Source organism: Denitromonas iodatirespirans, assembly GCF_018524365.1.
GTDB classification, from domain to species: domain Bacteria; phylum Pseudomonadota; class Gammaproteobacteria; order Burkholderiales; family Rhodocyclaceae; genus Nitrogeniibacter; species Nitrogeniibacter iodatirespirans.
Map to the genome: position 1 here is coordinate 107,860 of NZ_JAEKFT010000009.1, position 26,533 is coordinate 134,392.

Here is a 26,533-nt window from a genome sequence, read left to right on the forward strand (position 1 = left end):
GGGAATCAGTGGGCGCTGGGTTTGAGGGCCGCTTCTTCGACGGCCGGGTACAGGTGGCTGACGGAGCGCGGATATTCGGTATCGATCACCGCCAGCTGGCGGAAGATCTTCGGCAGCGGCAGATGCATGACTTCGGTCATGTCGAGGCCGGCGGCGGCGCTTTGCTTGAGCACGCCGTCGAGCCAGTGGAGGTAGTCGCGCGTCTGGCGGATGGGGCCGTTGTCGGCGGCGACCGGGCCGTGGCCGGGCACGACCTGCTTGAAGGGCAGGGCGTCGAGCGTGTCGAGGCTCTTGAGCCAGCGAGCGATGGTGGCGTGCGGGGTGGTGGGCGTGCGGTCGTGGAAGACCAGGTCGCCGGCGAAGAGCACGCCGGTGCGGTGGTCGAACACCGCCAGGTCGCCCGCGGTGTGGCCGTCGAGCGCCAGCAGCTCGAAGCGGTGGCCGCCGATGTCCACCGTGCCGGGCGCTACGCTCTGGGTGGGCAGCACCACCTCGGTGTCGCGCATGGCGTCGCCGACCAGGCGGTACATGTTCTCGTTGAAGGCCTTGCCCTCGGTCTCGATGCTGGTGGTGGTCTGCGCCAGCGCGCTCAGCGTGGCGGGCGGGAAGGCCTGGTTGCCGAGGAAGTGGTCGGGGTGGTGGTGGGTGATCCACACCTTGACGATGGGCTGGCCGGTGAGGCGGGCGATGGCGGCCACGGTCTGCTCGCCGTACTGGCGCGAGGGGCCGCTGTCGATCACCACCACGCCGGCCTCGGTGACGACGAAGGCGGTATTGACGATGCGCCCGCCGTTGGCAAAGGTGAAGTCTTCCTGCTTGCCTTCGAGCACCCAGGTGCCGGGGGCGATCTGGCGCGGGGCGAGGTGGTAGTCGAAGCCGGCGGCCATGGCGCTGCCGGCCGCGGCGATCAGTGCGAGGAGGGCGAGCAGGCGTGTCATCGGGCCACCTGCGCGTCGACCCGGTTGCCGTTGTTGTCCCGGCCGGTGATGCGTATCGCGGCCAGCTCGCCGGCCTCGGGCGGCAGGTCGAGGGTGAACAGCGGGTTTTCGCTCACCGGCTCGAAGGCGTCGATCTCCATCAGCACGCGTTGCTGGCTGTCGGTGACGGCCAACTGCTCGATGTAGAAGGCCGGGATGCTGGCGGCCAGGCCGGTGTCCATGGGATGGATGATGCGTACGCGCACGCGGTTGCCCTCCGGACGCGACCAGATGCGGCCGCTGACTTCGTTGAGCCGGCTTTGCCATTCGGGCGAGGCCGAACCGGTGGACGGCACGGTGCAGCCGCCACCGGTGGTGATGACCCAGGTGCCACCCACATGCCATACGCCGTCGCCGGTACGCGCGGCGGCACGCACCGGCGAGGACTGCTGCAGCTTGATGCGGAAGGCCAGTTCGGCACGCGCCCCGAGGGGCCGGAAGGCCAGCACCTTGGTAATGGGATTGAAGTCGGCAAACACCAGAACTTCAACTACATTGGATAAAGCCGAGGCATCCACCGCGATGGGCACGTTCATCGGGTCTTCGGCAGTGAGCGGCGCAGTGACGCCGACACGCGGGTCGAACACCACCGTGGCGCCGTCGAACAGCTGGGCGCGCATGTCGCCCCAGCGGGCGGAGTCGAGCGGGTCGGGTTCGGCAAGTGCGTGGGCGGCCCATAGGGCCAGCGCGAACACGGCAAGGCGTGACAACGCAGTCATGAATGTCTCCGGGTCGGCGGACTGTGTGCCCGCTCTATGGCTTGGGGATGACGTCGCAAGCCGCGTGCCAGCTCGGCGGCCGGCCGGGATTCCGTGCCGTTACGGGCGATGAGGCGCGCTGGCGCCGGTGTTGGTGGGCGGATGGCGCGGTGGCGTGTCAGGCGTGATGTGTCACTTTGGGACAGTTGACGTGTTTCGAAGCAGCACGCCTGGCGCAGCGGCGCTGCGACAGGTGTGACAGGCGGGGTGCTTCAAGGGGCGCGACTGGCGGGGCCGCGGGGAATGTGCGGTTTTTTTGGCGCCGTGGCGGGCGCGGGCCGAGTGCCGTGGCATGGCTCTTGCGGAAGATCCCTGCCATGTCCGGTTTTGGCCCTGTCGGGCGAGAGCGGGCAGGACATAAAAACTCAAGGAGGTAACTCGATGGAAGGCAGGAGCAAATCCAATAAGCACTGGGCCGCCGCAGTTTCGCTGATCGCCGCGTCGGTGATGGCCATGGGCAGCGTTCAGGCAAAGGGCGTGAGTGACGCCGATATCCTCAAGGACGCGACGACCGCGAACGATGTGGTGTCCTTCGGCATGGGGACGCAGGGTCAGCGCTATTCGCCGCTGGAGCAGATCAACACCGAGTCGGTGAAGGATCTGGTGCCGGTGTGGTCGATGTCCTTCGGCGGGGAGAAGCAGCGCGGCCAGGAGTCGCAGCCGCTGATCCATGATGGCGTGATGTTCGTGACGGCCTCCTACAGCCGCCTCTACGCCATCGACGTCAAGACCGGTCAGAAGCTGTGGAAGTACGAGCATCGCCTGCCGGACGGCATCATGCCGTGTTGCGACGTGGTCAACCGCGGCGCTGCGCTGTATGACGATCTGGTCATCTTCGGCACGCTCGACGCACAGCTGGTGGCCCTCAACCGCGAGACCGGCAAGGTCGTGTGGAAAGAGAAGGTCGACGATTACCATGCCGGGTACTCGATGACGGCGGCGCCGATCATCGTCAAGGGCATGGTCATCTCCGGCGTGTCGGGCGGCGAGTTCGGCGTGGTCGGCCGGGTCGAGGCGCGCGACGCCAAGACCGGCAAGCTCAAGTGGATCCGCCCGGTGGTCGAAGGCCACATGGGCTACACCTACGGCGCCGACGGCAAGGCCAAAGAGGCCGGTATTTCGGGCACGACCAACGCCACCTGGCCGGGCGACCTGTGGAAGACCGGCGGCGCGGCTACCTGGAACGGCGCGACCTACGATCCGGAAACCAACCTGATCTTCGCCGGCACCGGCAACCCGGCCCCGTGGAACAGCCACCTGCGCCCGGGCGACAACCTGTTCTCCTCCGCCACCGTGGCGATCAACCCGGACACCGGCAAGATCGTCTGGCACTACCAGACCACGCCGCATGACGGCTGGGACTTCGACGGGGTGAACGAGTTCGTCTCCTTCGACTACGTGAAGGATGGCAAGACCATCAAGGCCGGTGGCAAGGCCGACCGCAACGGCTTCTTCTTCGTGCTCGACCGCACCAACGGCAATCTGCTCAATGCCTTCCCCTTCGTGAACAAGATCACCTGGGCGAAGAGCATCGACCTGAAGACCGGCCGTCCGGTGTATGACGACAGCAACCGCCCGGGCGACCCCGCCAAGGGCGCCGATGGCAAGAAAGGCGAGGTCGTACTGTCCGCACCATCCTTCCTCGGCGGCAAGAACCAGCAGCAGATCGCCTACAACCCGAAGACCGGCTATTTCTACGTGCCGGCCAACGAGTGGGCGATGGACATCTGGAACGAGCCGGTCTCGTACAAGAAGGGTGCCGCCTACCTGGGCGCCGGCTTCACCATCAAGCCGCTCAACGAGGAATACATCGGGGCCTTGCGCGCGGTCGATCCGGTGACCGGCAAGATCGTGTGGGAAAACAAAAACTACGCCCCGCTGTGGGGTGGTGTGCTGACCACCGGTGGCGGCCTGACCTTCTATGGCACGCCTGAAGGCTACCTCAAGGCGCTCGACGCCAAGACCGGCAAGGAAGTGTGGAGCTTCCAGACTGGTTCGGGTGTGGTCGCACCTCCGGTGACCTGGGAACAGGACGGCGAGCAGTACATCGCCGTGGTCTCCGGTTGGGGCGGCGCCGTGCCCTTGTGGGGCGGCGAAGTGGCCAAGCGGGTGAACTTCCTCGAGCAGGGCGGTTCGGTGTGGGTGTTCAAGCTCCACAAGAGCTGATCCACCGTCGCTGATTCGTGCCCTTGGGGCGGCATGCGTGCATCGGCGCGCATGCCGCCCTTTTGTCGTTGACGGGCGGGCGGTTGCCGCTGTCATGGGTGGCTCGTCCGGGGGGCGGATTCGACAAAGCTGCGAATCGCCCAGATCAGTTCCGTCGACAGGATGCCTTTCCACGGCGGCATGTGTTCGATGCCGAGTTTGATCTTGCCTTTCTCGACCGTGCTGCGGAAGTAGTAGTCCGCGTCGGTCTGGCAGCGCAGCCTGAGCGCCGGTTCGGCCACCCGCCGGCAACTTTGCCCGATGCGACGCAGGTCCGGCGCCGGCGACCGGTGGGCGTCGGCATCGGCGCCGTGGCACACGGCGCAGGTTTGGTTGAAGGCCTCGCGACCGATGGCGATCGCCCGTGCGTCGCCGCGATAGGGGTTGCGCTCCGTGTCGGGGTCGCTCAGCGCGGCCAGGCCGGCGGTGTCGACATCGGGCGCGGCGAGATCCGCCGCCTGCGAGGGGGCGGGCAGCAGCAGCGCGTAAGCGCTCAGGAGGACGATGGCACAGGCACTCAGGCGCGGCGGCAGAGGGAGAATCGTCGGGCGGCAGGGGGTGGGCATGGGGTGTCTCCTGTTGCAGCCTGTGGCCTACCAGTCGGTCGGACAGCCCTGGCAGCCTTCGAAATCGGCGTCGGGAAAGATGGTGAAGCGGGTGAGGCAGCCCGACATGCGCGCGCCGCGCAGATTGACGGTGGCGAACTTGGCTTCCTGGAGATTGGTGGAGATCAGTTGCGCACCGGCCAGCCAGGCAAAGTTCAGCCGGGCGAATTCGAGGCTGGCACCGGTCAGGTCGGCGCCGGACAGATCGCTGCGCATCAGGCGCGCCGCTTCGAAGTCGGTCCCGATCAGCTTGGCGTGACGGAAATTGGCGGCGGGTGCGTTGGCCTTTTGCAGCCGGGCCGCGGTGAGGTTGGCGCCCTCGAGGTTGGCGCCGGCGAGGTTGGCGCCGCGCAGGTCGGCTCGCGTGAGGTTGGCCCCACGCAGATCGGCGCCCGCCAGGTTCTTGCCCACCAGGTCCGCATGGCGCAGGTCGGCCCCCGGACAGCGGGTGTATGGCCAGATCGGGCAGCCGTTGATCACCAGCGTGTCGGACGTCGTCGCCTCGCCGGCTGCCACGCCACCGGTCAGCAGCGTCGCGAGCAGGGGCACAAGGGGTCGGTATCGAATCATCGCTTGGGTTCCGGTGGGTGCCGGGGCGGCAGGGGGCCGCCCCGGCTTGCCGTATTACCTGGCCGCCAGCTGCTTGGGCAGCTTGAAGACCCAGAAGGAGCCGCCCTGGGTGACCTGGCGGGTCAGATCCGCCATGTCGCCGCCCCACAACGGCACGGCGCCGCCATAGCCCGACTGGATGCCGACATACTGCTCGCCGTCCATTTCCCAGGTGATCGGCACCGACACCACGCCCGAGCCGGTCTGGAACTTCCATAGTTCCTTGCCGTTCTTCGCGTCGAAGGCCTTCACGTAGCCGTCCGACGTGCCGGAGAACAGCAAGCCGCCGGCGGTCGTGAGGGTGCCGGCCCAAAGCGGGAACTCTTCCTTGTGTTCCCAGACGATCTTGCCGGTCTTGGGATCGATCGCGCGGAAGATGCCCACGTGATCGTCATGCAGCTTCTTGATGCGGAAGCCCTGGCCGAGATAGGCCGAGCCGGCCTTGTAGGTGAGGTGCTCGGTCCAGTAGTCCATGGCCCAGTGGTTGGCCGGGATGTAGAACAGACCGGTGTCCGGGCTGTAGGACATGGGCATCCAGTTGGTGCCGCCGAGGAAGGGCGGCGAGACGAATACCGATTCGCCCTTGTCGGCCCCGGCCTTGGGCTGCGGCGGGCGGTTGCCGTTCTCGATCGGCTTGCCGGTCTTGAGGTCGAAGCCCGTGGCCCAGGTGATGCCGTCGACGAACGGCCAGGCGCCGATGAGGGAGGTGGGCTTGTTGGGGTAGCCGGCGCCGGTGGCGAGCTTTTGCCGGTCGGTCACGAAGAAGAAGCCGTTGCGGTCGGCGTGGGCCGAGGCCTTGACCATCTTGCCGCTCTTCGGGTCCTTGTATTCGAAGAGCACCACCGAGTTGTTGCCGGAGAAGTCCCAGGCATCGTTCGGGGTGTGCTGATAGAAGCCCTTGAGCTCGCCGGTGCTGGCGTCGACATAGGCCTGGCCGGAGGTGAAGAGGCTGTCCCAGTTGCGCGGGTCGTCGCCTTCCTTGGTCCGCTTCCAGGTGTTCCACGGGGCCGGGTTGCCGGCGCCGATCACCACCATGTTGTTCTCGATGTCGAAGCTTGCGGTCTGCCAGGGCGCGCCGCCGCCGTGACTCCAGGCCTCGACCTTGCCGGTGGGGGACTTCGGATCGTCGGGCCAGCTCGGCGCCTTGGCATCGCCGGTGGGGGTGCTGTCCTTGCCGTTGAGGCGGCCCATGTGGCCTTCGACCATCGGGCGGGCCCAGATCTCTTCGCTGGTGTCGGGGTCGCGGGCGAAGAGCCAGCCGACCACGCCGAATTCGTCGCCGGACGAGCCGTGTACCAACAGGACCTTGCCGCTCTTCTGGTCTTTCACGACAAAGGGAGCGCCGGTCATGGTGTAGCCGACCTTGTGGTCGCCGAACTTCTTCTTCCACGCGACCTTGCCGGTGTCCTTGTTGAGCGCCACGATGGCGGCGTCGAGTGTGCCGAAGAAAACCTTGTCGCCGTAGATCGCGGGGCCGCGGTTGACCACGTCGCAGCACGGGCGGATGTCGTCGGGCAGGCGGTGCTCGTATTCCCACAGCCGTTTGCCGCTCTTGGCGTCGATGGCGAAGAAGCGCGAGTAGGAGGCGGTCACATAGATCACGCCGTCGTGCACCAGCGCCTGCGCTTCCTGGCCGCGTTGTTTCTCACCGCCGAAGGAGAAGCTCCAGGCCGGTGTCAGCGCGGCCACCGTGTCGGTGTTGATCTGTGTGAGCGGACTGTAGCGCTGGGCCTTGAGACCCAGTCCGTAGGACAGCACGTCGCCAGGCGTTGCATGGTCGTTCTGGATGTCTTGCCAGGTGACCGGTTTCGCGGCCACGGCCGGCAGGCTCAGACTCATGGCAATGGCGATGGCGAGGGGGCGGTAGGGAACCCTCAGGGGGCGGTTGGTCGGTGTCATGGTTGTTCCTTGTCTCCAGAATCGATGTGGTATCGCGATGTCCGCCGCTCCGGTGCCGGATGGCACGAGGCACCGCCGCGACGGGCGACGCATTCAGTATCGGTGTGCGATGCCGCGTCGGCCCGGGACCCCGTCCCGTGCGGGCCGGGAAATTTTCCCGGCCTGGGGGCTGTGGGCATTTGCCCGACGGTCGCGCCCGTGCCTGTCGGTTGCCGGGCATGTCCCTTGCTGGGAATAAGGCATGACCGAGGGCACCCGATGATGGATCTGCGACGGAAACTCTTGCTGTATCTCGGCAGCGTGCTGTTGGCCTTGCTGGTGGTGGCCTGCGCGCTGGTGGCAGCGTCGCTACGCGAGGATGTGGCCGACGAGATGGCCGCCTCGTCGCGGCTTGCCCGCGTGATGTTGTCGCTCGCCACCGAGGGGCCGGCGGCGCTGGCCTCGGCCGGCGATGCGCCGCTGCGTCACCTGTCGGTGACTCAGGAGCGCTCCGATATGGAGCGACCGCTCCAGAACGGATCAACCGATTTGGTCGATTGGCTGGCCGCGTGGCTGCAGCGCGAGGGCCTGGCCGAGCCGGTGGTGCAACGTGTCGAGATGGGGGACGAGGTGTTCCTGATCCGGGCCGACCCGCGCAGCGAAGTGGCCGAAATCGTTCAGGACGCGTCACGTTTGCTGCTCGCGCTGGTGGCTTTCGGAGCCGTGGCGCTGGTCTCCGTGTGGATGGCCGTGGGGCGGGCCTTGTCGCCGGTGCGCGAGCTGGAACGGCGTCTGGCGGCGATCGACCAGGGCAGCCCGAGCGCGGCGCCGGCCCAGTTCGAGTTGCCGGAGTTCGTGCGGATCTCACAAGCCATCGATCAGCTGGCAACCCGCCTGGCTGCTGCCCGCGAGCGCGAGAGTGCGCTGACGCGGCGCTTGATTCGCGTCCAGGAAGAGGAGCGTCGCGACATCGCGCGCGAGTTGCATGACGAGCTGGGTCAGTCGCTTGCCGCGATGGCCGTGACCGCCGCCTATATCGAACGCAATGCCGGGCGAGCCGACCCCAAGGCGCTGGCAGACTCGGCGGCCGAGATCCGGCGCGAGTCCGGGCGGGTGCAAGACCATGTGCGCCAGTTGCTCGCCCGGCTCAGGCCGCACGGGCTCGAACAGGTGGGCTTGCTGGCGGCGGTGCGGGACTATACGCATGGCTGGGCCGCGCGGGCGGCCGGCATGAATGTCCGCATCGCGCTGCCCGATGCCTTGCCTAGCTTACCCGCGCAGGCGGCGCTGGCCCTCTACCGGGTGGTTCAGGAGGCGCTCACCAATGTGCTGCGGCACAGCCGTGCGACACGGGTCGAGATTGCCCTGGAGGTTGGCGCGACGCGCCTCGTGCTGCGCATCGCCGACGACGGCGTGGGCCGTGCCGAGACCCTCGAAAGACATGCCGGGTGCGGGATCCGCGGCATGCGCGAGCGAGCGGCCATGGTGGGGGGGCAGCTGCGCTTCGAGGATGGCGATCCGTCTGGCGTGATGATTGCTTGGGAACTTCTGCTGGAGCAAGGCACAGGAGGCGAAAGCGCATGATCAGGATTCTTCTTCTCGACGACCACGCCATCGTGCGTTCAGGGTATCGGCGTCTCGTCGACGCCGAACCGGATATGCGCGTGATGGCCGAAGCGGCGACGGTCGATGAGGCCTATGCCGCCGCGCGCGATATCGCGCTCGATGTCGCGATGGTGGACCTCAGCCTGCGCGGTGCCAGCGGCATCGAAGCGATTCGTCGCATCCTGGCCCGGGCGCCCGGCATCCGCGTGCTGGTGCTGAGCATGCACGACAGCCCGGGCTTCGTCACCCAGGCCTTTCGCGCCGGCGCCGTCGGCTACCTCACCAAGAGCAGCGATCCGGGCGAGCTGATCGGTGCCATTCGCCAAGTGGCCGGTGGCCGGCGGGTGTTGTCGCCCGACGTGGCCCAGGCGCTTGCCAATGCGGCGATCGAGAAGGACGATGTACTGTCCCGGCTGACCCCGCGCGAATTTGAGGTATTGCGCATGGCCGCCAGCGGCGAATCGCCGCCGCGCATCGCCAGCCAGATGCACCTGAGCCACAAGACGGTGCTCAACCATTTGTCGGCCGTGCGCCAGAAGCTCGATACCGAATCCGACTTTTCGCTTCTCAGGCTGGCCGCCCGGCATGGCTTGGTCGAACTGCCGACCCCAAGCTCGCTGCCATGCTGACTTTCATCACCTTCAACTCTCAAGGGAACCTGAAACCATGAACCGCCGATACCTGAGCATTTCTGCTGCAACGGCCTTGAGCCTCTGTCTGGCCACTGGCGCCTTCGCCGCTGACCGCGCCACCCCGCGCGAAGCCCATGCCATGTTCGACAAGGCCGTCAAGTACATGCAGGCCAACGGCCCCGAGCGTGCCTTTGCCGCCTTCAACAACCAGAAGGGCAACTTCGTCAACAAGGACCTGTACGTCTTCGTGATCGACAGCAAGGGCACTTACCACGCCAGCGGCGCGGCGCCCGAAGCGCTGGTCGGGCTCAATGTGCTGGGCACCACCGACGCGGCCGGCAATCCGCTGTTTCGCGACATGATCGACACCACCGCGCGCAACGGCGAAGGCCAGGTGCGCTACATGTGGCTGAACCGCAAGACCAACCATGTCGAGCCCAAGGTGAGCTATGTGCGCAAGGTCGACGACTACGTGCTGGGCGTGGGCTACTTCGCGCCGCGCTCCACCGCGGCCGACGCCGAGAAGATGCTGACCCGGGCCATCGGCTACACCCAGACCCAGGGCCTCGACAAGGCCGTCGCCGCCTTCAACGACCGCCACGGCGTCTTCGTCAAGGACGACCTCTACGTGTTCGCGGTGGATCTGACCAGTGGCAAGTTCATCGCCATGGGCATGAACCCGTCCCTGACCGGGACCGACGCCGTGGGCCTGACCGACGCCGAGGGCGACGCCATCGTCAAGGAGATGATCGACAAGACCGAATCCGGCCAGGAGGCGGTGGTCGACTACGTGTGGCGCAACCCGGTGACCAACGCGGTCGAGAAGAAGCGCTCGTATGTGCGCCGCGAGGCCGGCGCCCTGATCGGGGTGGGTTACTACCAGGAGTAAAAAGGGGCGGGCCGTACCAGGGAGGGCGGCCCGATTCTGCGAAGCGGGCAGGGGCTGGCGCCCACACGCCGGCCCCTGCGGTTTCGCGCGTGCAGCCGGCCACGGTGCGCTTACTGCTCGGGTTCGCCGAGGATGCCGAACTCGATCTCGCACTTCACATAGGGCAGGCGCACGCCCTCGGCCGTGAGGTGGGCGGCGAGCCGTTCCCATTCTTCCGCCGTCGCCGTCATGACGACTTCCTGCGGCTGATCGGCCAGTTCGAAAAAGTGCGCCGAATGGATGCGGCGATGCTGGCCGAAGCCCTCGCTGCCCGCCAGGATGGTGGCGCCGCGCAGGCCCATGTCTCGCGCGGTCAGCATCAGCCATTCGGCCATCGGCTTGTGGTGATGGCGCTTGTCCTGCTGGGTGAAAAAAATGATCTGGTAGCCCTTCATCGGTCCTCTCCTCATGGATGCCCGAGTGCGCCTCGTGTGCGAGGCGCCGTGGGACGATGATGGCAGAGAAGTGGCCGCCGGGGGCTGCGGTTGCGGCCGGGCGGGTCCGCCGTCAGGCGGCGGGCCTGACGGCGGTGACGATATGCGCCGGCGCGTCGAAAACCGCTTGCCCGTCCGCCGTGACATAGGCCTGGAGGGCGTGCTCGGCCTCTTCGAGGATCTGTTGGATGAGCGCCTCGTCCAGCGTGACCCCCATCACCGGCAGCCAGCCCCGCAGATCCGCTTCGACCATGTGGCGAAGACTGGGGAAACGCGCCTTGCCCACCTGGGTGTCAACCGCAACCGAAGCGAAGCCTGCGCCTTCGACCAAGCTCGCCAGTGCCTGCCTGTCGCCCAGCACGAACGGCGCCCGCAAGGCGTTTGCTGCGGGTTCGCCGGCGATGCGCTCGAGCAGCGCCACCTCGATGGGGTAGGCCTCGGCATTGGCGAGGGAATCCCAGACGGCAATCGCCAGCCGCCCGCCGGGCCGCAAAACACGTCGCATTTCACCCAGGGCGCGGAGCCGATCGACAAAGAACATCAGCCCGAACTGGCTGACGACGGCGTCGAAGCTGTGGTCGCCAAAGGGGAGCGACTCGGCGTTGCCGTCTTGCCACACGACGCCGGGCGCCAGTTCCTGAGCCACCGCCAGCATGCCCGGATCGGGATCCAGGCCGGTCACCTGCCCGTCGGCGCCCAGCCGCGCGGCCGCTTCGCGCGCCAGCACGCCGGTGCCGCAGGCCACGTCCAGCAGGCGATCGCCAGGGGCCAGCCCGACCGCGTCGAGCACCGGCTGCGCCCATTGCTTGAACAGGGCGGGGACATGCAGCGCTTCGTAGGCGGTCGCGGCTGCAATCTGTGTTTGATGGATGGATTCGGTCATCGTGGGGCGCCTCCGTGTCGTCCGATGTCATGCCTGACGCGTCGGCGGTCAGCGGCCGAGGCATGCCGCGGCGGGTCGGGTGTTATGTGTGAGCCGGGCGCCGCCGCAAAAGTTTCGGGGCGCCGCCCGACGGCCCGTCGGCGCGCTCCGGTGTCACAATCGGGCGCTGCCCGAACGACGGAGCTGTCACCATGGATCTGCTACGCATCGCTGCTTTGTTTGCCCTCACCGCCCTGGCCGAAATCGTCGGCTGTTACTTGCCGTGGCTGGTGATCCGGCAGAGCGGGAGCCTGTGGTTGCTGCTGCCGGCGGCCGTGTCGCTGGCGGTGTTCGCCTGGTTGCTGACGCTGCATCCGATGGCCGCCGGCCGAACCTACGCGGCCTACGGCGGCGTGTATGTCGCCATGGCGCTGCTGTGGCTGCGCTTCGTCGATGGCGTGCCGCTGACGCGTTGGGATGTGGCGGGCGCAGCGATCGTGCTCGTCGGCATGGCGGTGATCGCCTTGCAGCCGGTAGCGAAGTGAGTCCGGCTCAGGCGTTGGCGTTGCCGCCCGGCGTGGCTTCGTCCTGGCGCAGCTTGCGGTACAGCGTCGTGCGCGTGATGCCCAGCTCGCGCGCGGCGGCCGAGACATTGCCGCCGTGGCGCTGCAGACAGGCGCGCACGAGGCGCTGCTCGCAGCTGCGCAGATCCTCCGAGGCTGCGACCACGGGAGGTGTGTCGGCCATGGCGGTGACGAGGTCTTCGGGCAGATGGGCCGGTTCGATGACGGTGTCGGTGTCGTCGAGCAAGGCCACCATGACCCGCAGTGCGTTCTTGAGCTGGCGCACGTTGCCCGGCCAGGGATAGGCGCGCAGCTGGCTGCGGACGGCCTCGGAGAGGCGGACGGGGCGGCCGTCGGCGGCTTCGGCGAGCAGGCAGTCGAGAAAGCGGTCGAAGTCGGTGCGCTCGCGCAAGGCGGGCAGGGTGACGGACAGGCCGTTGAGGCGGAAGAGCAGGTCGGCGCGGAAGCGGCCGTCGCTCACCAGGGTGTGCAGCGGCCGGTGGCTGGCGCACACCAGGGCGATGTCGATGGGGATTTCGTTGCTGCTGCCGAGCGGGGTGACGCAGCGGGTTTCGAGCACGCGCAGCAGTACCGCCTGTAGGGGCAGCGGCATGTCGCCGATCTCGTCGAGAAACAACGTGCCGCCGTCGGCGTCCTGCAGGCGGCCGGGGGCGCCTTTGGCCTTGGCGCCGGTGAAGGCGCCCGGGGCGTAGCCGAACAGTTCGGATTCGATCAGCGTGGCCGGAATGGCCGCGCAGTTGACCGCCACGAAGGGCGCGTGGCTGCGGGGCCCTTCGACATGGAAGGCGCGGGCGAAGAGCTCTTTGCCCGAACCGGTTTCGCCCTGGATGAGCAGCGGAATGTCGTGCCCGGCCACGCGCCGGGCGCGCCGGATGGCCAGTTGCATGCGCGGGTCGCCATGGTCGAGCAGGTCGAAGCCGCCCTTGAGGGGCGTCTTGGCCGGTGCCGGGGGTGGGGCGGGCGGCTGGCGCGGTATCGGCTTGGGTGGGGTACACCATTGCAGGCGGGCGGACAGCCCCGGCGGCGGGGAGGTCCGCAAGTGCACCGGGGCGATGGTGCTGGCCTCGACCAGGACGGGCAGACGCTGCCAGTCGTGCTGGAAGCAGGCGTCGAAATGTGGCAGGGGGTCGCTGCCGCCGACACCCAAGATGGCCCGCGCGCGCCGGTTGCAGCCGATCATGTGGCCGGTGTCGTCGAAGACGGCGATGCCTTCAATGGGCGTGCCGAGCATTTCGGCATGCGGGCTGAAGCGCACCAGTACCCGGCCTGTGTCGAGCGATTCGATCAACCGGTGCTCGATCATCTCGGCGGTGCTGGTGAGCAGTGCCTGGGCATGGGGCAGGGTGACGCGCGCGTCGCTGGACAGGTCGAGAATGCCGAGCATGCCCCCGGTGGGGGTGTGTATGGGCGTGGCAATACAGGTCAGAAAGCGGTTGCGCGCCAGGAAATGCTGGTCGCCATAGACCGCCACGGTGCGCTCTTCATGGGCTGCGGTGCCGATGGCATTGGTGCCCATGACCGCTTCGCGCCAATGGGCGCCGGGGGCGAGGGCGACACGCTGGGCGCGGTCGACAAAATCGCCGTCGCCGACAGTGCGCAGCACCAGACCGTCGCGATCGGCCAGCAGCACCATGGACGACGAACGGGCGAGCTGGCAGTGCAGGTGCTCCATGACCGGCTGGGCGAAACTCATCAGGCGTGCATTGGCCTCGAGCCGTTCGCTCAGTTGTGAACGGCTGGCGATGTCCAGATGCAGCGCGTGCTCGGGACTGAGGCCATAGTCCGACGAGCGTTGCCACGAAGCGTGGATCAGCGGCGCGTTCGGCTCGGAGGGCTTTCGGGTAGACATGGGAAGGATGTCAGCAGGATTCGTGCCGCCTGTCGGTGCCCGTGAACTGGCCGTTTCGGGCCGGCCGGCCTGCTCGCAAGCGTTGCATCATGGAGCAGGTGTGCTCTTTCGAAGCAGCCTGGCGGTGTGGGACAGATCGGGCGCATGGGGCGCAGCGCAGGCAGTGTGCCGCCAATGCCTTGCCCAGAGCGGGTTTTCGGCGATGACGGGCCGGCCAAGGTGAACTGGCACGCCCCCTGCGTCGGTGTTCTGCGACGGACCTGTGTCCGCACCCATACATCTCAGATAACTGGAGACACCATGATCTACGCGATGCCTGGCCAGTCTGGCGCCAAAGTCCAGTACAAAACCCGTTACGACAACTTCATCGGAGGCAAGTGGGTCGCTCCGGTCAAGGGTCAGTACTTCGATGTGGTGACGCCGATCTCCGGCAAGCCTTATACGCAGGTCGCCCGCTCGACCGCCGAGGACATCGAGCTGGCGCTCGACGCTGCCCATGCCGCATTCCCCAAGTGGGGCAAGGCCGATGCCACCACCCGCTCCAACGTGCTGCTGAAGATCGCCGACCGCCTCGAAGCCAACCTCGAACTGCTCGCCTATGCCGAGACCGTCGATAACGGCAAGCCGATCCGCGAGACGCTCAACGCCGACATCCCGCTGGCGATCGATCATTTCCGTTACTTTGCCGGTTGCCTGCGCTCGCAGGAAGGCGGCATCTCGGAAATCGACGAAAACACCATGGCCTATCACATCCACGAGCCGCTGGGCGTCGTCGGCCAGATCATCCCGTGGAACTTCCCGATCCTGATGGCCGCCTGGAAACTGGCTCCCGCCCTGGGCGCCGGCAACTGCGTGGTGCTCAAGCCGGCCGAATCGACGCCGGTGTCGATCCTGCTGCTGGTCGAGCTGATCGCCGACCTGCTGCCCCCGGGCGTGCTCAACATCGTCAACGGCTTTGGCCGCGAAGCCGGCATGCCGCTGGCCACCAGCAAGCGCATCGCCAAGATCGCCTTCACCGGCTCGACCTCGACCGGCCGCGTGATCGCCCAGGCCGCTGCCAACAACCTGATCCCGGCCACGCTGGAACTCGGCGGCAAGTCGCCCAACATCTTCTTCGAGGATGTGATGGCGAAGGACGACGGCTTCCTCGACAAGGCCATCGAAGGTCTGGTGCTGTTCGCCTTCAACCAGGGCGAAGTGTGCACCTGCCCGAGCCGCGCGCTGATCCAGGAGTCGATCTACGACGAATTCATGGACCGCGCCCTGGCTCGTGTGAAGGCCATCAAGCAAGGCAACCCGCTCGACACCGAAACCATGATGGGTGCTCAGGCCTCGCGTGAGCAGATGACCAAGATCAGCTCCTACCTGGATCTGGGTCGTCAGGAAGGCGCTACCGTGCTGTGCGGTGGCAGCACCGCCCAGCTGGGCGGCGAACTGGCCGAGGGCTACTACGTCCAGCCGACGCTGTTCAAGGGCCACAACAAGATGCGCATCTTCCAGGAAGAGATCTTCGGCCCGGTGCTGGCCGTGACTACCTTCAAGGACGAGGCCGAAGCGCTGGCGATCGCCAACGACACCCTGTATGGCCTGGGCGCCGGTGTGTGGAGCCGCAACGGCAACGTCGCCTACCGCATGGGCCGCGCCATCCAGGCCGGCCGGGTGTGGACCAACTGCTATCACGCCTATCCGGCCCACGCGGCCTTCGGCGGCTATAAGGAGTCCGGCATCGGCCGCGAGACGCACAAGGTGATGCTCGACCACTATCAGCAGACCAAAAACCTGCTGGTCAGCTACGCTGAAGAGAAGCTGGGCTTCTTCTAAGCGCGAGCCGCAGGCGGCCAGACGCGGATGCCCCGGGTCTGGTCGCACACCGTGTTCTCCCTCCTCGCAGTCAGGAGTCTTTCGGGGCGGCTTAGGCCGCCCCGTTTTTCTTGACCGGCAGATTGTCCAAGGAGCGTTTCATGATCGACCGAGTGATTGCCACCGACGCCGCACTGGCCCTGATCGAACGGCTCAAGGCCAAGCACGGGCCCGACCTGATATTTCACCAGTCGGGCGGTTGCTGCGACGGCAGCGCTGCCAACTGCTACCTGAAGGGCGAGCTCACCGTCGATGCCGACGTGAAACTCGGCGAGATCGGCGGTTGCCCGTTCTACATCAGCCGCTCGCAATACGAGTACTGGAAACACACCCAACTGATCATCGACGTGATCGACGCGCGTGGCGGCGGCACCTTCTCGCTCGAAGGGCCCGAAGGCGTCTCGTTTCACACCCGATCCCGTCTATTTACCGATTCGGAGTGGGCCGAGCTCGAAGCCGCCGGCCTGGTCTGACCCAATCATCGAAAGGATTGTTTCATGCGCACCCACATGCTCATCGTTGCTGCATTGGCCCTCGGGGTTTCGCTGCCCGCGTCGGCCTCCTACGACATCGTCAAGAAAGCGCGCTGTGTCAGCTGCCATGCGCTCGAAAAGAAGATGGTCGGCCCGGCCTATCGCGAAATCGCCGCCAAGTACGCCGGCCAGGCTGACGCGCCCGCCAAGCTGTTTGCCAAGGTCCGCGAAGGCGGCGCCGGTGTGTGGGGGCAGATTCCCATGACGCCGAACGACGAGGCCAAGATCAGCGACGAGAACCTGAAGGCTGCGATCGACTGGATCCTGGCCGGCGCCGAGAAGTAAGCCGACGCCGTTTGCCGGACCCTTGACGGGCCGGTCTGCCGGGCTGATGCGCATCAGCCCGGCAGACCGGCCCGTTTTGCGTTGCGCGGCCATCTGATGTGGACGTGCTCCGAGGGGCTTCGTATGCTGTAGACATCGGTCGGGACGACAAGACGGTTCGGGAGAGACGATGCACGGGATGCCGGCACCGCGGGAAATCATCGAGTTCGAAACGCCCCGTTTGCGCTTGCGTCAGTGGCAGGAATCCGATCGGGCGCCGTTTGCGGCGCTCAACGCCGACCCGGAAGTGATGGCGCATTTTCCGTCGCCGCTGTCGCGTGCCGGCAGCGACGCGCTGGCCGAGCGTTGCGAATCGCTCATTGCAGAGCGTGGCTGGGGCTTCTGGGCGGTCGAACTGAAGGCCAGCGGCGCGTTCATCGGTTTTGTCGGCCTGCATGTGCCGATGGTGATCTTGCCGTTCTCGCCCTGTGTCGAGATCGGCTGGCGGCTGGCCCTGCCGCACTGGGGGCAGGGCTACGCGGGCGAGGCGGCGGAGGGCGTGCTGGCGGTTGGCTTCGGCCGGTTGGCGCTGGCCGAGATCGTGTCATTCACGGCCCTCGGCAATGCCCGTTCCCGGGCCTTGATGAAACGCCTCGGCATGCGCCAGGCGGGGCAGTTCATGCACCCGTCGGTGCCTGTCGGCAGCCCGCTCAGAGCGCATTGCTGGTACCACCTGTCGGCGCAGGTGTGGCGCGAGCGACAGCAGATGGATGAATTTTCGACAAGGAGCGCATGACGCATGAAACCTCGCATCAGCATGATCACCCTGGGGGTGCGCGATCTGCCCGCCGCCATCCATTTCTACGAAAGCCTCGGTTTTCCGCGCATGGAGTCGCCGCCGACGGTGGCGTTCTTCACCCTCAATGGCACCTGGCTCGGGCTCTACGGGCGCGAGGCGCTGGCCGAGGATGCCCAGGTCAGTGCCGAGGGTGGCGGCTTTCCCGGTTTCGCACTGGCCCACAATCTGGCCTCGGAAGCGGAGGTGGATCAGGTCATGGCGCAGGCGCTGGCGGCCGGCGCCACGCTGGTCAAGACGCCGCAGAAGGTCTTCTGGGGCGGTTACAGCGGCTATTTCAAGGACCTGGACGGCTATCTGTGGGAGCTGGCCCACAATCCGTTCGCCTGGATCGGGCCGCGTGACGATTGATGCCGGCCGGCAGGTGATGTGTCATATGTAACACCTGCTCCACATTGGAGCAGGTGTTGCATCTTTGGACAGAACTACTCCGCGCCGCGTCGAGCCGGAAGCATGCGCTGGAGTGTGCCGTCGCGTCGCAGTGCATGGCGGATCGCTGCCGCGACATGGAGCACGATCAAGGCCGCCAGCGTCCACGCCAGCACCTTGTGGGTGCTGCTGAACAGCGCGTTGAGCGTCTCGTCCGGCCAGCCCGGCTTGGGCAGGGGAATACCGAAGAACTTGAGCGGATACTTGGTGAAGTTCACCGAGGTCAGCCCCATCGCCGGGACCAGCACCAGCAGCGTATACAGCAGATGATGCGTGGCATTGGCCAGCCGGGTTTCGAGCCCGGTGAGTGCGGGATTGGGCGGCGGGCGGTGGCCGATGCGCCAGCCCAGCCGGACGGCGATCAGCAGCAGGGCGAGCAGGCCGAAGGACTTGTGGATGCCGAAGGCCCAGCCGCGCTCCGGCCCCTTGGGCAGATCGGCCATCCACATCCCCCAGCCGATCATGCCGATCACGAGCACCGCCATGAGCCAGTGCAGGCCCATGGCGACACGCCCATAGCGCGTGCTCATTGAATCACCACACCCCAGGGGAAGCTGCCGACCGGGATGTCCTTGATCGCCTTGAGGCTGGCGGTGTCGATCACGGTGACGCTGTCGGAGCGCCCGTTGGCCACGTAGAGCTTGGCGCCGTCGGGGGTGATCGCCATGTTCCACGGGCGCTTGCCGACCGGTACGGTGCCCACCACGGTGTTGCTGGCGGTGTCGATGGCCATCACCGTGGCGTCTTTGCCGTTGGAGACGTAAACCCGCTTGCCGTCGGGGCTGACGGTGATGCCGTTGGAGAACTTGCCGGCGGGGATCTTGGCGATCACGCTGTGCGAGGCCACATCGATGGCGAACACCGTGTCGGCCAGCTCGCAGGCGACATAGGCACGGCTGCCGTCGGGCGTGAAGCCGATGCCGCGGGGCCGTTTGGCGACCGGGATGTGGCCCACTTGCTTCATGGCGGCGACGTCGATCACGTCGACCTGTTCGGCGTCTTCGGCGCTGGCGTAGAGCCACTTGCCGTCGGGGCTGAATACCGCGTGCTCGGGGTTTTCGCCCTCGACCTTGATGTGCGCCAGCGTCTTGCCGGTGGCCGCTTCGAGCAGGGCCACGCTGTTGTCCTCTTCGACCGCCGCGGCGAGCAGCTTGCCGTCGCGCGAGATGTACAGCCCCTCGGGCGAGTCGCCCAGCTTCCAGCTATCGACCGGTTTGCCGGAGGCCAGATCGACGACGATCAGCGCTTCGGTCGGTGAATTGGTGAGGTACAGGCGGCTGCCATCGGGCGCGATGGCGATGCCGCGTGGGCGCTCGCTGACGGTCAGCGTGCGGGTGACGGTGTCGTTGGCGGTGTCGATGACGCTGACGGTGCCAGACTTTTCATTCGGTACATAGGCAAACGGCGCGGCCAGTGCCAGGCTGCTCAAGGCGCTCAGCATCACGGTCAGGCTGGTTCGCAGCATGGGTGTTCTCATGGATGTCTCCTCGTCGACGGTGAGTCCATCGATCGTTGTTTCAGGGGGTTCAAGGGGTTTGATGCGTGACGCCGTGCTCGCGGAAGATGCGGCCGAGCGTACCGTCGCGCTGGATGTCGACCATCGCCTTGGACAGCGCGTCGGCCAGCTGGGTGTTGTCGGCCTTGACGGCCATACCCAGTGCCCAGCCCTTGATGCGCAGCTCAGGCATGGCGACGGTACTGACGTCGATCTTGCCAGGCGCGCCCAGTGCGCCTTCGACCTCGGCACGCGACGCCATCACGGCGGCGATGGTGCCCGCCTTGAGCGCAGCGACCGCGTCGGCCACCGTCTTGAAGTGCACCACGTTGTCACGCAGCCTGCCATTGAGCACGCTGAGCAGGAAGTCGTCGGCCAGGCTGGCGGTTTCGACGCCGATCTTCTCGCGGGTGAACACTTCCAGGGCCGTGGCCGCCGAGCCCTTGACCGGCGGGACGCGGGCCGGATCGCGCGCCACGGCGAGCGATTCGAGATGATAGGGGGCGAAGATGCGGACCTTGTCGTTCTTTTCGGCCAGATACTGGTCGACCGGCACATGGAGCATCACGTCACCTGGCCGGGTGCCCAGGTAGTGCCCCTTCCACACCATGTTGCGCAGATCGTCGTTCATGTCCTCGTCGGCGGCCACTTCGACGACATCGGCCGCCAGCCCGAGGCGGTTGGCCAACTCTCGGCCGATGGCGATGTCTACCCCTTTCCCCTTGTGGGAATAAGGCGGGAAATCGGCATACACGGCGATACGCAGGCGACCGGGCTGCTGGACTTCGAGCGCGTCGGCCGCTGCCGCGTAGCTCACGCCGGCAACCAGGCAGGCGGCCACGGCCAGACCGTGGCGGAACAGGCGGAAAGGATCATTCTTCATGGACAGTCTCCAACCAGGCGCGGATCGACCACATGGCCTCCTGTTGAAGAATACCTTCGAACGGAGGCATGTAAACCTTGCCATTGCGGGTGGCGCCGTTGCGGATGCGCTGCATGAAGATCTCGTCGCCCTCGGCGCCTTCGGGCAGCATGCGCAGGTCGGGTGCGATACCGCCGGAAATGCCGCCCAGCCCGTGGCAGCGGGCACAGTTCTGGTTGTAGGCGGAGTCGCCGATGCGGATGGCTTCCTTGTCGCCGCGGTAGGGGTTCTCGGCGAGCCACTCGGTGCCGATCTGCTTGAGCGTCGAGGTGTCGACGGCCTGGGGGGTGACGTCGCCATGGGCAAATACTTGGCTCGACAGGCCCAGGGCGAGAATCGCCGCTGCGTGACGAAGCGGGCGGAGAGAGGGGAAGTGAGTCATGGCTGAGTCCTCTTGCGTGGGTTGAGTGCAATCTGCTGCGTGGTGGCAGCGCTGTGCCCTTCCCCCGCAAAGGCTGTGCCAGTTGTTCGGGTTGGTCAAGTCTCATGCCACAGCGCCGGTCCGCACCGGGGGTCAGGCCTTCGTAAGTATCGGCTGGCATAGTAGTTGCGTGATGACGAATCACCGGGACCTGTCCCGCTTGCTCCACCTTGGAGCAAGTGTTACGTTGATGAACAGGCCCCCATAACTATCAGAAAAAAAATAAGAAACGGCTGTACGGAGGAGGAGATATGGAGAATCCACTGTTCTCGGTGGAGGGACGGGATCTTCGGGTCCGAGATGCGCGAACGGCGTTCTTCGAAGAGGGCACGCCGGCCGATACGCTCGTGCCCGTGGTCGGCCCCGTGGTCAAGTCCTGGTCGCGCTGCGTGCAGATCGGCCTGGACGCCCATGTGCCGTCGGCCAAAGACATCGGCCCGGTGTCCGAGACCCAGTTGCGCGAAATCCGCGACCGTAATGCCTTCCTGCTGTCGCATGCGCGCGGCGTGCTCAGCCACCTGTATGAGCAGATCCGTTCGACCGGCAGTGTGGTGATCCTCTCGGACAGCAACGGCCTGGTGCTCGAAGGGCTGGGCGACCCCGATTTCGTGAATCGGGCCGACAAGGTGGCGCTCAAGGCCGGGGCGCAGTGGGGCGAGGGGCAGCGCGGCACCAATGCCATCGGTACCGCGATCGCCGAGCAGCAACCCGTGGAGGTGGTCGGCGCCGAACACTTCTTCGACTGCAACGCCTTTCTCACCTGCAGTGCGTCGCCCATCTTCGATGCCGCGGGGCAGTTGCTCGGCGTGCTCGACATTTCCGGCGATTCGCGCTCGTACGAGCGCCACACGCTCGGGCTGGTACGCATGTCGGCCCAGCTGCTCGAAAAGCGCCTGTTCGAGGCCGAGTTCGGTCGGGAACTCCTGGTGTTCTTCCATCCGCGCATGGAATATGTGGGCTCCTTGCAGGAGGGGATGCTGGCCTTCAACCAAGGCGGCGAGTTGCTCGGCGCCAATCGTTGCGCGCTCGATCTGCTCCAACTCAACCGCAACATGCTGGGCAAGGTGGATTTCGGCATGTTGTTCGACCAACCCTTCGGCATGTTCGTCGATCGTAGCGTGCGCGATCCGCATGCCTTGTCGTCGCTGCCATGCCGTCATGGCGAACGGGTGTATGCACGCATGAACCTGCCGGCGGTGCTGGTGCCGCCGCGTCCGGTCGCCACGCCGAGCCCCGCGGTGAGCGCTCCGGCCCGTCCGCGCAAGCCGGAGTGTACGGAGGGGCGGGTGGGTTTTTCTTGCCTGGATACCGGCGATGCCCGCATGGGCGCCGCCATCCGGCGTGCCACGCGGATGGTCGGCAAGGACATTCCGCTGCTGATCCTGGGGGAATCCGGGGTGGGCAAGGAAATGTTCGCCAAGGCCTTCCACGAGGCCGGCCCGCGGCGGGCGGCGCCCTTCGTGGCGCTCAACTGCGCGGCGATTCCCGAGAACCTGATCGAATCCGAGCTGTTCGGCTATCTGGGCGGCGCCTTCACCGGTGCGCGCAAAGAGGGCTATACCGGCAAGATCCAGCAAGCCTGCGGAGGCACGCTGTTTCTCGACGAGATCGGCGACATGCCGCTGAACCTGCAGGCCCGCCTGCTACGGGTACTTCAAGACCGGGTCGTGATCCCGCTCGGCGGTGCCAAACCGGTGCCGGTGGATATCTCGCTGGTGTGTGCCACCCACCGCAATCTGGTCGATGCGGTCAAGACCGGCGCCTTCCGGCAGGATCTGTACTACCGGGTCAACGGCCTCACCGTGACGCTCCCGTCACTGCGCGAGCGCGACGACATCCGCGCCATCGTCGCCAATATCATCACCATCGAAACCGACGGCATGCGCGACATCACCGTCTCGGAGAAGGTGCTCGAGTTCTTCGAACGCTACGGCTGGCCAGGCAATATCCGCCAGATGCACAACGCCCTGCGCGTGGCCGTGGCACTGCTCGACGACGATGAAACCGTGATCGATTCGTCGCATCTGCCCGAGGAGCTGTTCGCCATGGAGAGCGATGGCGACGAACTGCTCGACAAGGCCGAGCCACGGGCGCGACGGATCGAGGTGGCGCCGCTGCAAGGCGCCGAGTCGCTCGAAACCATCGAACGGCGGGCCATCGACCAGGTGCTGGAAGAAGAGGGCGGCAATGTCTCGGCGGCCGCGCGCCGGCTGGGAATCAGCCGCAACACCTTGTACCGGAAGTTGGGCCGGATGTGATCGGCCGGCGAGACGACGGAACGCACAAACCATCCCATGACGCGATAGCGCCTCACGAAGCATCGATCCCCTGAACTGCTCGACCCCGGCCGGTGCCCGGCGAGCCTCTGTTTGTGCCCGGGCCGCCGAGGCGGTCCGGGCAGGCCACTCGGCGTCAGTGCCGCCGCAGATCGAGGGTGAAGGGGAACTCCGGATTGGTGGTCACCGCCGGCGCCTCGATCTTGCCCGGGGTGTGGCCAAAGGCAAAGAAGCGCGCCAGCCGCCGGCTTTCGGCCTCGAAGGCATTGACCGGGAAGGTCTCGAAGCTGCGCCCGCCCGGGTGGGCCACATGGTACTGGCAGCCGCCCAGCGAGCGTTGCGACCAGGTGTCGACCAGGTCGAACACCAGCGGCGCATGCACGCCGATCAGCGGGTGCAGGCAGGAGGGCGGTTGCCAGGCGCGATAGCGGATGCCGGCAACGTATTCGCCAACCGTGCCGGTGTTCTGCAGCGGCACGGCCTCGCCATTGCAGGTGAGCCGGTAGCGGTCCGGCGCCATGCCGGTGACCTTGATCTGCAGGCGTTCGACCGAGGAATCCACGAAACGCACCGCGCCGCCGGCCGCGCCTTCTTCGCCCATCACATGCCAGGGTTCGAGGGCGTGGCGCACTTCGACCGTCATGCCGCGCACGGTGAATTCGCCATGACGCGGGAAGCGGAATTCCAGGTGCGGAGCGAACCAGGCGAACTCGAGCGGGAAGCCGGCGTTGCGGGTCTCTTCGATGACGTCGTGGAAGTCCTGCGCCACGAAGTGCGGCAGCATGAAGCGGTCGTGCAGCTCGGTGCCCCAGCGGGCGAGGCGGTCGGGGCGGTAGGGCGTTTGCCAGAAGCGGGCGACCAGCGCGCGCAGCAGCAGTTGTTGGGCGAGGCTCATCTGCGCATGCGGCGGCATCTCGAAGGCGCGCAGTTCGAGCAGGCCGAGGCGGCCGGTGGCGCCGTCGGGCGAGTAGAGCTTGTCGATGCAGAACTCGGCGCGGTGGGTGTTGCCGGTGACATCGATGAGCAAGTTGCGCAGCAGCCGGTCGACTTGCCAAGGCAGGGATTCGCGGCTGGCGTCGGGCATCTGCCGGAAGGCCAGTTCGAGCTCGTAGAGGCTGTCGTTGCGCGCCTCGTCCACCCGCGGCGCCTGGCTGCTGGGGCCGATGAACAGACCCGAGAACAGGTAGGACAGGCTGGGGTGGTTGTGCCAGTAGGCGATCAGGCTGGCGAGCAGGTCGGGCCGGCGCAGGAAGGGCGAGTCGGCCGGCGTGGCGCCGCCGAGCACAAAGTGGTTGCCGCCGCCGGTGCCGGTGTGGCGACCGTCGATCATGAACTTCTCGGTGCTCAGCCGGCTCAGGCGCGCCGCTTCGTACAGATGCGTGCTGCGCTCGACCAGTTCGTCCCAACGGCCGGCCGGGTGGATGTTGACCTCGATGACGCCCGGGTCGGGCGTGACGCGGAACACCGTGATGCGTGGGTCCTTGGGCGGCTCGTAGCCTTCGAGGATGACCGGCTGGTTCATGGACTCGGCGGCGGCTTCGACCGCAGCGACGAGTTCGAGATAGTCCTCCAGCGTTTCGGTCGGCGGCATGAAGACATACAAGCGGCCGTCGCGCGGCTCGGCGCACATGGCCAGGCGGGTGATCCAGTCGGCCGATTCGCCCGGCGTCGGTGCATGGGCCATGTCGACCGGTGTGGCGGTGAGGCCCAGGTGGGCCTGCCGGCGGGCGCGCAACTGTTCAGTGATCTGAACGCGTGGCGGCAGCGCGCCATGCGCCTGCATCGGGTCGGGCGGCAGCACGTGCGGGTAGTCGCTCTCCTTGACCCAGGGCTGGGAGTCGATCGGCAGACGATAGCCGACCGGTGAGTCGCCGGGGATCAGGTAGCAGCGCTCGTTGCGCAAGAACCATTCGCCGCTGCGCCAACGACCGGAGGCGGGATCTTTGGCTACCGGCAGGACATGGCCGATGGCGGCATCCAGACCGCGGTCGAACACCTGGCGCAGGCGCTCGCGCTCGAGCGGATCCTTGAGGCGCGAATCGAAAGGATCGACGTTGACCGGCAGCTTGCGCTCGCGCCACAGGTAGTAGTAGACATCTTCGAAGGCCGGGAACACATGGCGCGCTGCCAGCCCGAGATGCTCGGCCACTTTGCGCAGGAAGCGGGCGGCGGTGTCGGCGTTGACGCCGTCGTTTTTCTTTTCGTCGGCCATCAGCGCCGGGTTGTGCCAGATCGGCTCGCCGTCGGTGCGCCAGAAGCAGTTCAGGCTCCAGCGCGGCAACTGTTCGCCGGGATACCACTTGCCCTGGCCGAAGTGCGTGAGGCCGTTGGGCGCGTACTTTTCGCGCAGGCGATGGAAGACGTCGGCAGCCAGCAGGCGCTTGGTCGGGCCGAGGGCTTCGGTGTTCCACTCGGCGCCGTCGGGGTCATCGATGGAGACGAAGGTGGGCTCGCCGCCCATGGTCAGGCGCACGTCCTCGGCCACCAGCACCTCGTCGATGCGGTGACCGAGCGCTTCGATGGCCGACCATTGGGCCTCGGTGTACGGTTTGGTGACGCGCGGCGCCTCGTGAATGCGCGAGATCTCCATCGAGTGCGCGAACTCGACCTCGCACTCATCGACCGCGCCGGTGATCGGCGCCGCCGAGGCGGGCTCGGGGGTGCAGGACAGGGGAATGTGACCTTCGCCGGCGAACAGGCCGGAGGTCGGGTCGAGGCCGATCCAGCCGGCGCCGGGCAGGTAGACCTCGCACCAGGCATGCAGATCGGTGAAATCGACCTCGGTGCCCTGCGGACCGTCGAGGCTTTTCACGTCGGGGGTGAGCTGGATCAGGTAACCCGAGACGAAGCGCGCCGCGAGCCCGAGATGGCGCAGCAACTGGACCAGCAACCAGGCCGAGTCGCGGCAGGAGCCGAGACGTTTTTCGAGCGTCTCTTCGGGCGTCTGGACGCCCGGTTCGAGACGGATGGTGTAGGCGATGTCCTGCTGCACGCGTTGGTTGATGGCGACCAGAAAATCCACGCTGCGTGTCGGCGTGCGATCCACGCTGTCGAGATACTTGGCGAACAGCGGCGCGCTGCCGTCGGTCAGTGGCAGGCAATACAGATAGGGCGCCAACTCGTGGCGCTGCCAGGCTTCGTAGGTGAAGGGGATCTCTTCGGCGTGCGGTTCGAGGAAGAAGTCGAAGGGGTTGATCACCGACATCTCGGCTACCACGTCCACCTCGATACGCAGCGATTCGGTCGGGTTCGGAAACACCAGCCGCGCCAGCCAGTTCGATTGCGGGTCTTGCTGCCAGTTGAGGAAGTAGTCGTCGGGGGTGACTTTCAGGCTGTAGGCGCGGATCGGTGTGCGCGAATGCGGGCAGGGGCGCAGCCGGATGACCTGCGGGCCGAGCTTGACCGGGCGATCGTAGTGGTATTCGGTGACGTGATTCAGGGCAACGTGGATCGACACGGTTGGACTCCTGTAGTCGGTGGGGTCGGAATTCGGCGCAATGGCAGGTGGCGGGGCCATCGCTTTATCTGCTGCTCAGTACGATGCCGGCGCG

The 26,533-nt window shown here is 66.6% G+C and carries 24 protein-coding genes; 11 read left to right on the plus strand and 13 right to left on the minus strand.

Translation table 11 applies throughout. The features are described 5' to 3' along the window. Window positions 1-5: 5 nt before the first annotated feature. Complete coding sequence (locus I8J34_RS10145) at window positions 6-938, minus strand: quinoprotein relay system zinc metallohydrolase 1 (protein ID WP_214361284.1); 933 nt, start codon at window positions 936-938, stop codon at window positions 6-8. Next, window positions 935-1,696 carry a quinoprotein dehydrogenase-associated SoxYZ-like carrier gene (locus I8J34_RS10150; RefSeq protein WP_214361285.1) on the minus strand — a complete coding sequence of 254 codons (762 nt, stop codon included), beginning with the start codon at window positions 1,694-1,696 and terminating at the stop codon, window positions 935-937. Before I8J34_RS10150 ends, I8J34_RS10145 begins: the two co-directional genes overlap by 4 nt. 420 nt (window positions 1,697-2,116) lie before the next feature. On the opposite strand from I8J34_RS10150, the gene I8J34_RS10155 reads away from it, so the two are divergent. Further along, on the plus strand, window positions 2,117-3,901 hold the full coding sequence (locus I8J34_RS10155) for a PQQ-dependent methanol/ethanol family dehydrogenase (RefSeq protein ID WP_214361286.1): 1,785 nt from the start codon (window positions 2,117-2,119) through the stop codon (window positions 3,899-3,901). 92 nt (window positions 3,902-3,993) lie between these two features. On the opposite strand, the gene I8J34_RS10160 is transcribed toward I8J34_RS10155, so the two are convergent. Genes I8J34_RS10160 through I8J34_RS10170 form a run of 3 tightly spaced genes read right to left on the minus strand, consistent with a single transcriptional unit; the run spans window position 3,994 to window position 7,053 of the window. Beyond that, the gene (locus I8J34_RS10160) at window positions 3,994-4,506 is read right to left on the minus strand and encodes a c-type cytochrome (RefSeq protein ID WP_214361287.1); all 513 of its coding nucleotides are present in this window, start codon (window positions 4,504-4,506) and stop codon (window positions 3,994-3,996) included. A gap of 27 nt (window positions 4,507-4,533) precedes the next feature. Continuing rightward, window positions 4,534-5,115 (minus strand): pentapeptide repeat-containing protein, encoded by a 582-nt coding sequence (locus tag I8J34_RS10165; RefSeq protein ID WP_214361288.1) that lies wholly within the window; start codon window positions 5,113-5,115, stop codon window positions 4,534-4,536. Between the two features lie 54 nt (window positions 5,116-5,169). Beyond that, complete coding sequence (locus tag I8J34_RS10170) at window positions 5,170-7,053, minus strand: methanol/ethanol family PQQ-dependent dehydrogenase (protein WP_214361289.1); 1,884 nt, start codon at window positions 7,051-7,053, stop codon at window positions 5,170-5,172. Between the two features lie 258 nt (window positions 7,054-7,311). On the opposite strand from I8J34_RS10170, the gene I8J34_RS10175 reads away from it, so the two are divergent. The 3 genes from I8J34_RS10175 to I8J34_RS10185 are packed head-to-tail and all read left to right on the plus strand — an operon-like array spanning window position 7,312 to window position 10,158. Continuing rightward, on the plus strand, window positions 7,312-8,616 hold the full coding sequence (locus tag I8J34_RS10175) for a sensor histidine kinase (RefSeq protein WP_214361290.1): 1,305 nt from the start codon (window positions 7,312-7,314) through the stop codon (window positions 8,614-8,616). Next, window positions 8,613-9,266, plus strand: a complete 654-nt coding sequence (locus I8J34_RS10180) for a response regulator (RefSeq protein WP_214361291.1) — start codon at window positions 8,613-8,615, stop codon at window positions 9,264-9,266. Before I8J34_RS10175 ends, I8J34_RS10180 begins: the two co-directional genes overlap by 4 nt. Window positions 9,267-9,303: 37 nt before the next feature. Then, window positions 9,304-10,158: a cache domain-containing protein gene (locus I8J34_RS10185; protein WP_214361292.1), complete on the plus strand. Its 855-nt coding sequence runs from the start codon at window positions 9,304-9,306 to the stop codon at window positions 10,156-10,158. Between the two features lie 110 nt (window positions 10,159-10,268). On the opposite strand, the gene I8J34_RS10190 is transcribed toward I8J34_RS10185, so the two are convergent. Beyond that, window positions 10,269-10,592: a DUF190 domain-containing protein gene (locus I8J34_RS10190; protein ID WP_214361293.1), complete on the minus strand. Its 324-nt coding sequence runs from the start codon at window positions 10,590-10,592 to the stop codon at window positions 10,269-10,271. A 112-nt stretch (window positions 10,593-10,704) separates the two neighbouring features. Beyond that, a complete protein-coding gene (locus I8J34_RS10195; RefSeq protein ID WP_214361294.1) occupies window positions 10,705-11,514 on the minus strand; it encodes a methyltransferase domain-containing protein in 810 nt (269 codons plus the stop codon). Window positions 11,515-11,705: 191 nt separating this feature from the next. Here I8J34_RS10195 and I8J34_RS10200 point away from each other — a divergent pair, with 191 nt between their 5' ends. Continuing rightward, a complete protein-coding gene (locus I8J34_RS10200; RefSeq protein ID WP_214361295.1) occupies window positions 11,706-12,038 on the plus strand; it encodes a YnfA family protein in 333 nt (110 codons plus the stop codon). Window positions 12,039-12,045: 7 nt separating this feature from the next. Here the strand turns inward: I8J34_RS10200 and I8J34_RS10205 are convergent, their stop codons facing one another. Then, a complete protein-coding gene (locus I8J34_RS10205) occupies window positions 12,046-13,926 on the minus strand; it encodes a sigma-54-dependent Fis family transcriptional regulator (RefSeq protein WP_214361296.1) in 1,881 nt (626 codons plus the stop codon). Between the two features lie 300 nt (window positions 13,927-14,226). On the opposite strand from I8J34_RS10205, the gene exaC reads away from it, so the two are divergent. The 5 genes from exaC to I8J34_RS10230 all read left to right on the plus strand — a co-directional run bounded on the left by exaC (window position 14,227) and on the right by I8J34_RS10230 (window position 17,790). Further along, window positions 14,227-15,747, plus strand: coding sequence for an acetaldehyde dehydrogenase ExaC (gene exaC, locus I8J34_RS10210; protein ID WP_214361297.1), 1,521 nt, complete (start codon window positions 14,227-14,229; stop codon window positions 15,745-15,747). A 140-nt stretch (window positions 15,748-15,887) separates the two neighbouring features. Then, window positions 15,888-16,259, plus strand: a complete 372-nt coding sequence (locus I8J34_RS10215; RefSeq protein ID WP_214361298.1) for a DUF779 domain-containing protein — start codon at window positions 15,888-15,890, stop codon at window positions 16,257-16,259. 24 nt (window positions 16,260-16,283) lie between these two features. Next, entirely contained in the window at window positions 16,284-16,604 is a 321-nt protein-coding gene (locus I8J34_RS10220) for a c-type cytochrome (protein ID WP_214361299.1), read from the plus strand. A 169-nt stretch (window positions 16,605-16,773) separates the two neighbouring features. Further along, window positions 16,774-17,379 carry a GNAT family N-acetyltransferase gene (locus tag I8J34_RS10225; RefSeq protein ID WP_230411785.1) on the plus strand — a complete coding sequence of 202 codons (606 nt, stop codon included), beginning with the start codon at window positions 16,774-16,776 and terminating at the stop codon, window positions 17,377-17,379. 3 nt (window positions 17,380-17,382) lie between these two features. Further along, window positions 17,383-17,790 carry a VOC family protein gene (locus I8J34_RS10230; RefSeq protein WP_214361300.1) on the plus strand — a complete coding sequence of 136 codons (408 nt, stop codon included), beginning with the start codon at window positions 17,383-17,385 and terminating at the stop codon, window positions 17,788-17,790. A gap of 74 nt (window positions 17,791-17,864) precedes the next feature. Here I8J34_RS10230 and I8J34_RS10235 read toward each other — a convergent pair whose 3' ends face one another. From I8J34_RS10235 to pedF, 4 genes are read right to left on the minus strand one after another with little or no spacing between them, the layout of a single operon-like run. Continuing rightward, a complete protein-coding gene (locus I8J34_RS10235) occupies window positions 17,865-18,398 on the minus strand; it encodes a cytochrome b (protein WP_214361301.1) in 534 nt (177 codons plus the stop codon). Next, entirely contained in the window at window positions 18,395-19,345 is a 951-nt protein-coding gene (locus tag I8J34_RS10240; RefSeq protein WP_214361302.1) for a beta-propeller fold lactonase family protein, read from the minus strand. The genes I8J34_RS10235 and I8J34_RS10240 overlap by 4 nt, the downstream gene beginning before the upstream one ends. Window positions 19,346-19,394: 49 nt before the next feature. Then, window positions 19,395-20,246 carry a substrate-binding periplasmic protein gene (locus tag I8J34_RS10245; protein ID WP_214361303.1) on the minus strand — a complete coding sequence of 284 codons (852 nt, stop codon included), beginning with the start codon at window positions 20,244-20,246 and terminating at the stop codon, window positions 19,395-19,397. After that, window positions 20,236-20,667, minus strand: a complete 432-nt coding sequence (pedF, locus tag I8J34_RS10250; protein ID WP_214361304.1) for a cytochrome c-550 PedF — start codon at window positions 20,665-20,667, stop codon at window positions 20,236-20,238. The genes I8J34_RS10245 and pedF overlap by 11 nt, the downstream gene beginning before the upstream one ends. A 290-nt stretch (window positions 20,668-20,957) precedes the next feature. Here pedF and I8J34_RS10255 point away from each other — a divergent pair, with 290 nt between their 5' ends. Continuing rightward, a complete protein-coding gene (locus I8J34_RS10255) occupies window positions 20,958-22,964 on the plus strand; it encodes a sigma-54-dependent Fis family transcriptional regulator (RefSeq protein ID WP_214361305.1) in 2,007 nt (668 codons plus the stop codon). 154 nt (window positions 22,965-23,118) lie between these two features. Here the strand turns inward: I8J34_RS10255 and I8J34_RS10260 are convergent, their stop codons facing one another. Further along, on the minus strand, window positions 23,119-26,439 hold the full coding sequence (locus I8J34_RS10260; protein WP_214361306.1) for a transglutaminase family protein: 3,321 nt from the start codon (window positions 26,437-26,439) through the stop codon (window positions 23,119-23,121). Window positions 26,440-26,533 lie beyond the last annotated feature (94 nt).

Excerpts from the sequence above, each read along its gene's own strand:
- I8J34_RS10145 (WP_214361284.1), bottom strand. The coding sequence starts at position 938 with ATGACACGCCTGCTCGCCCTCCTCGCACTGATCGCCGCGGCCGGCAGC.
- I8J34_RS10150 (WP_214361285.1), bottom strand. The coding sequence starts at position 1,696 with ATGACTGCGTTGTCACGCCTTGCCGTGTTCGCGCTGGCCCTATGGGCC.
- I8J34_RS10155 (WP_214361286.1), top strand. The coding sequence starts at position 2,117 with ATGGAAGGCAGGAGCAAATCCAATAAGCACTGGGCCGCCGCAGTTTCG.
- I8J34_RS10160 (WP_214361287.1), bottom strand. The coding sequence starts at position 4,506 with ATGCCCACCCCCTGCCGCCCGACGATTCTCCCTCTGCCGCCGCGCCTG.
- I8J34_RS10165 (WP_214361288.1), bottom strand. The coding sequence starts at position 5,115 with ATGATTCGATACCGACCCCTTGTGCCCCTGCTCGCGACGCTGCTGACC.
- I8J34_RS10170 (WP_214361289.1), bottom strand. The coding sequence starts at position 7,053 with ATGACACCGACCAACCGCCCCCTGAGGGTTCCCTACCGCCCCCTCGCC.
- I8J34_RS10175 (WP_214361290.1), top strand. The coding sequence starts at position 7,312 with ATGATGGATCTGCGACGGAAACTCTTGCTGTATCTCGGCAGCGTGCTG.
- I8J34_RS10180 (WP_214361291.1), top strand. The coding sequence starts at position 8,613 with ATGATCAGGATTCTTCTTCTCGACGACCACGCCATCGTGCGTTCAGGG.
- I8J34_RS10185 (WP_214361292.1), top strand. The coding sequence starts at position 9,304 with ATGAACCGCCGATACCTGAGCATTTCTGCTGCAACGGCCTTGAGCCTC.
- I8J34_RS10190 (WP_214361293.1), bottom strand. The coding sequence starts at position 10,592 with ATGAAGGGCTACCAGATCATTTTTTTCACCCAGCAGGACAAGCGCCAT.
- I8J34_RS10195 (WP_214361294.1), bottom strand. The coding sequence starts at position 11,514 with ATGACCGAATCCATCCATCAAACACAGATTGCAGCCGCGACCGCCTAC.
- I8J34_RS10200 (WP_214361295.1), top strand. The coding sequence starts at position 11,706 with ATGGATCTGCTACGCATCGCTGCTTTGTTTGCCCTCACCGCCCTGGCC.
- I8J34_RS10205 (WP_214361296.1), bottom strand. The coding sequence starts at position 13,926 with ATGTCTACCCGAAAGCCCTCCGAGCCGAACGCGCCGCTGATCCACGCT.
- exaC (WP_214361297.1), top strand. The coding sequence starts at position 14,227 with ATGATCTACGCGATGCCTGGCCAGTCTGGCGCCAAAGTCCAGTACAAA.
- I8J34_RS10215 (WP_214361298.1), top strand. The coding sequence starts at position 15,888 with ATGATCGACCGAGTGATTGCCACCGACGCCGCACTGGCCCTGATCGAA.
- I8J34_RS10220 (WP_214361299.1), top strand. The coding sequence starts at position 16,284 with ATGCGCACCCACATGCTCATCGTTGCTGCATTGGCCCTCGGGGTTTCG.
- I8J34_RS10225 (WP_230411785.1), top strand. The coding sequence starts at position 16,774 with ATGCACGGGATGCCGGCACCGCGGGAAATCATCGAGTTCGAAACGCCC.
- I8J34_RS10230 (WP_214361300.1), top strand. The coding sequence starts at position 17,383 with ATGAAACCTCGCATCAGCATGATCACCCTGGGGGTGCGCGATCTGCCC.
- I8J34_RS10235 (WP_214361301.1), bottom strand. The coding sequence starts at position 18,398 with ATGAGCACGCGCTATGGGCGTGTCGCCATGGGCCTGCACTGGCTCATG.
- I8J34_RS10240 (WP_214361302.1), bottom strand. The coding sequence starts at position 19,345 with ATGAGAACACCCATGCTGCGAACCAGCCTGACCGTGATGCTGAGCGCC.
- I8J34_RS10245 (WP_214361303.1), bottom strand. The coding sequence starts at position 20,246 with ATGAAGAATGATCCTTTCCGCCTGTTCCGCCACGGTCTGGCCGTGGCC.
- pedF (WP_214361304.1), bottom strand. The coding sequence starts at position 20,667 with ATGACTCACTTCCCCTCTCTCCGCCCGCTTCGTCACGCAGCGGCGATT.
- I8J34_RS10255 (WP_214361305.1), top strand. The coding sequence starts at position 20,958 with ATGGAGAATCCACTGTTCTCGGTGGAGGGACGGGATCTTCGGGTCCGA.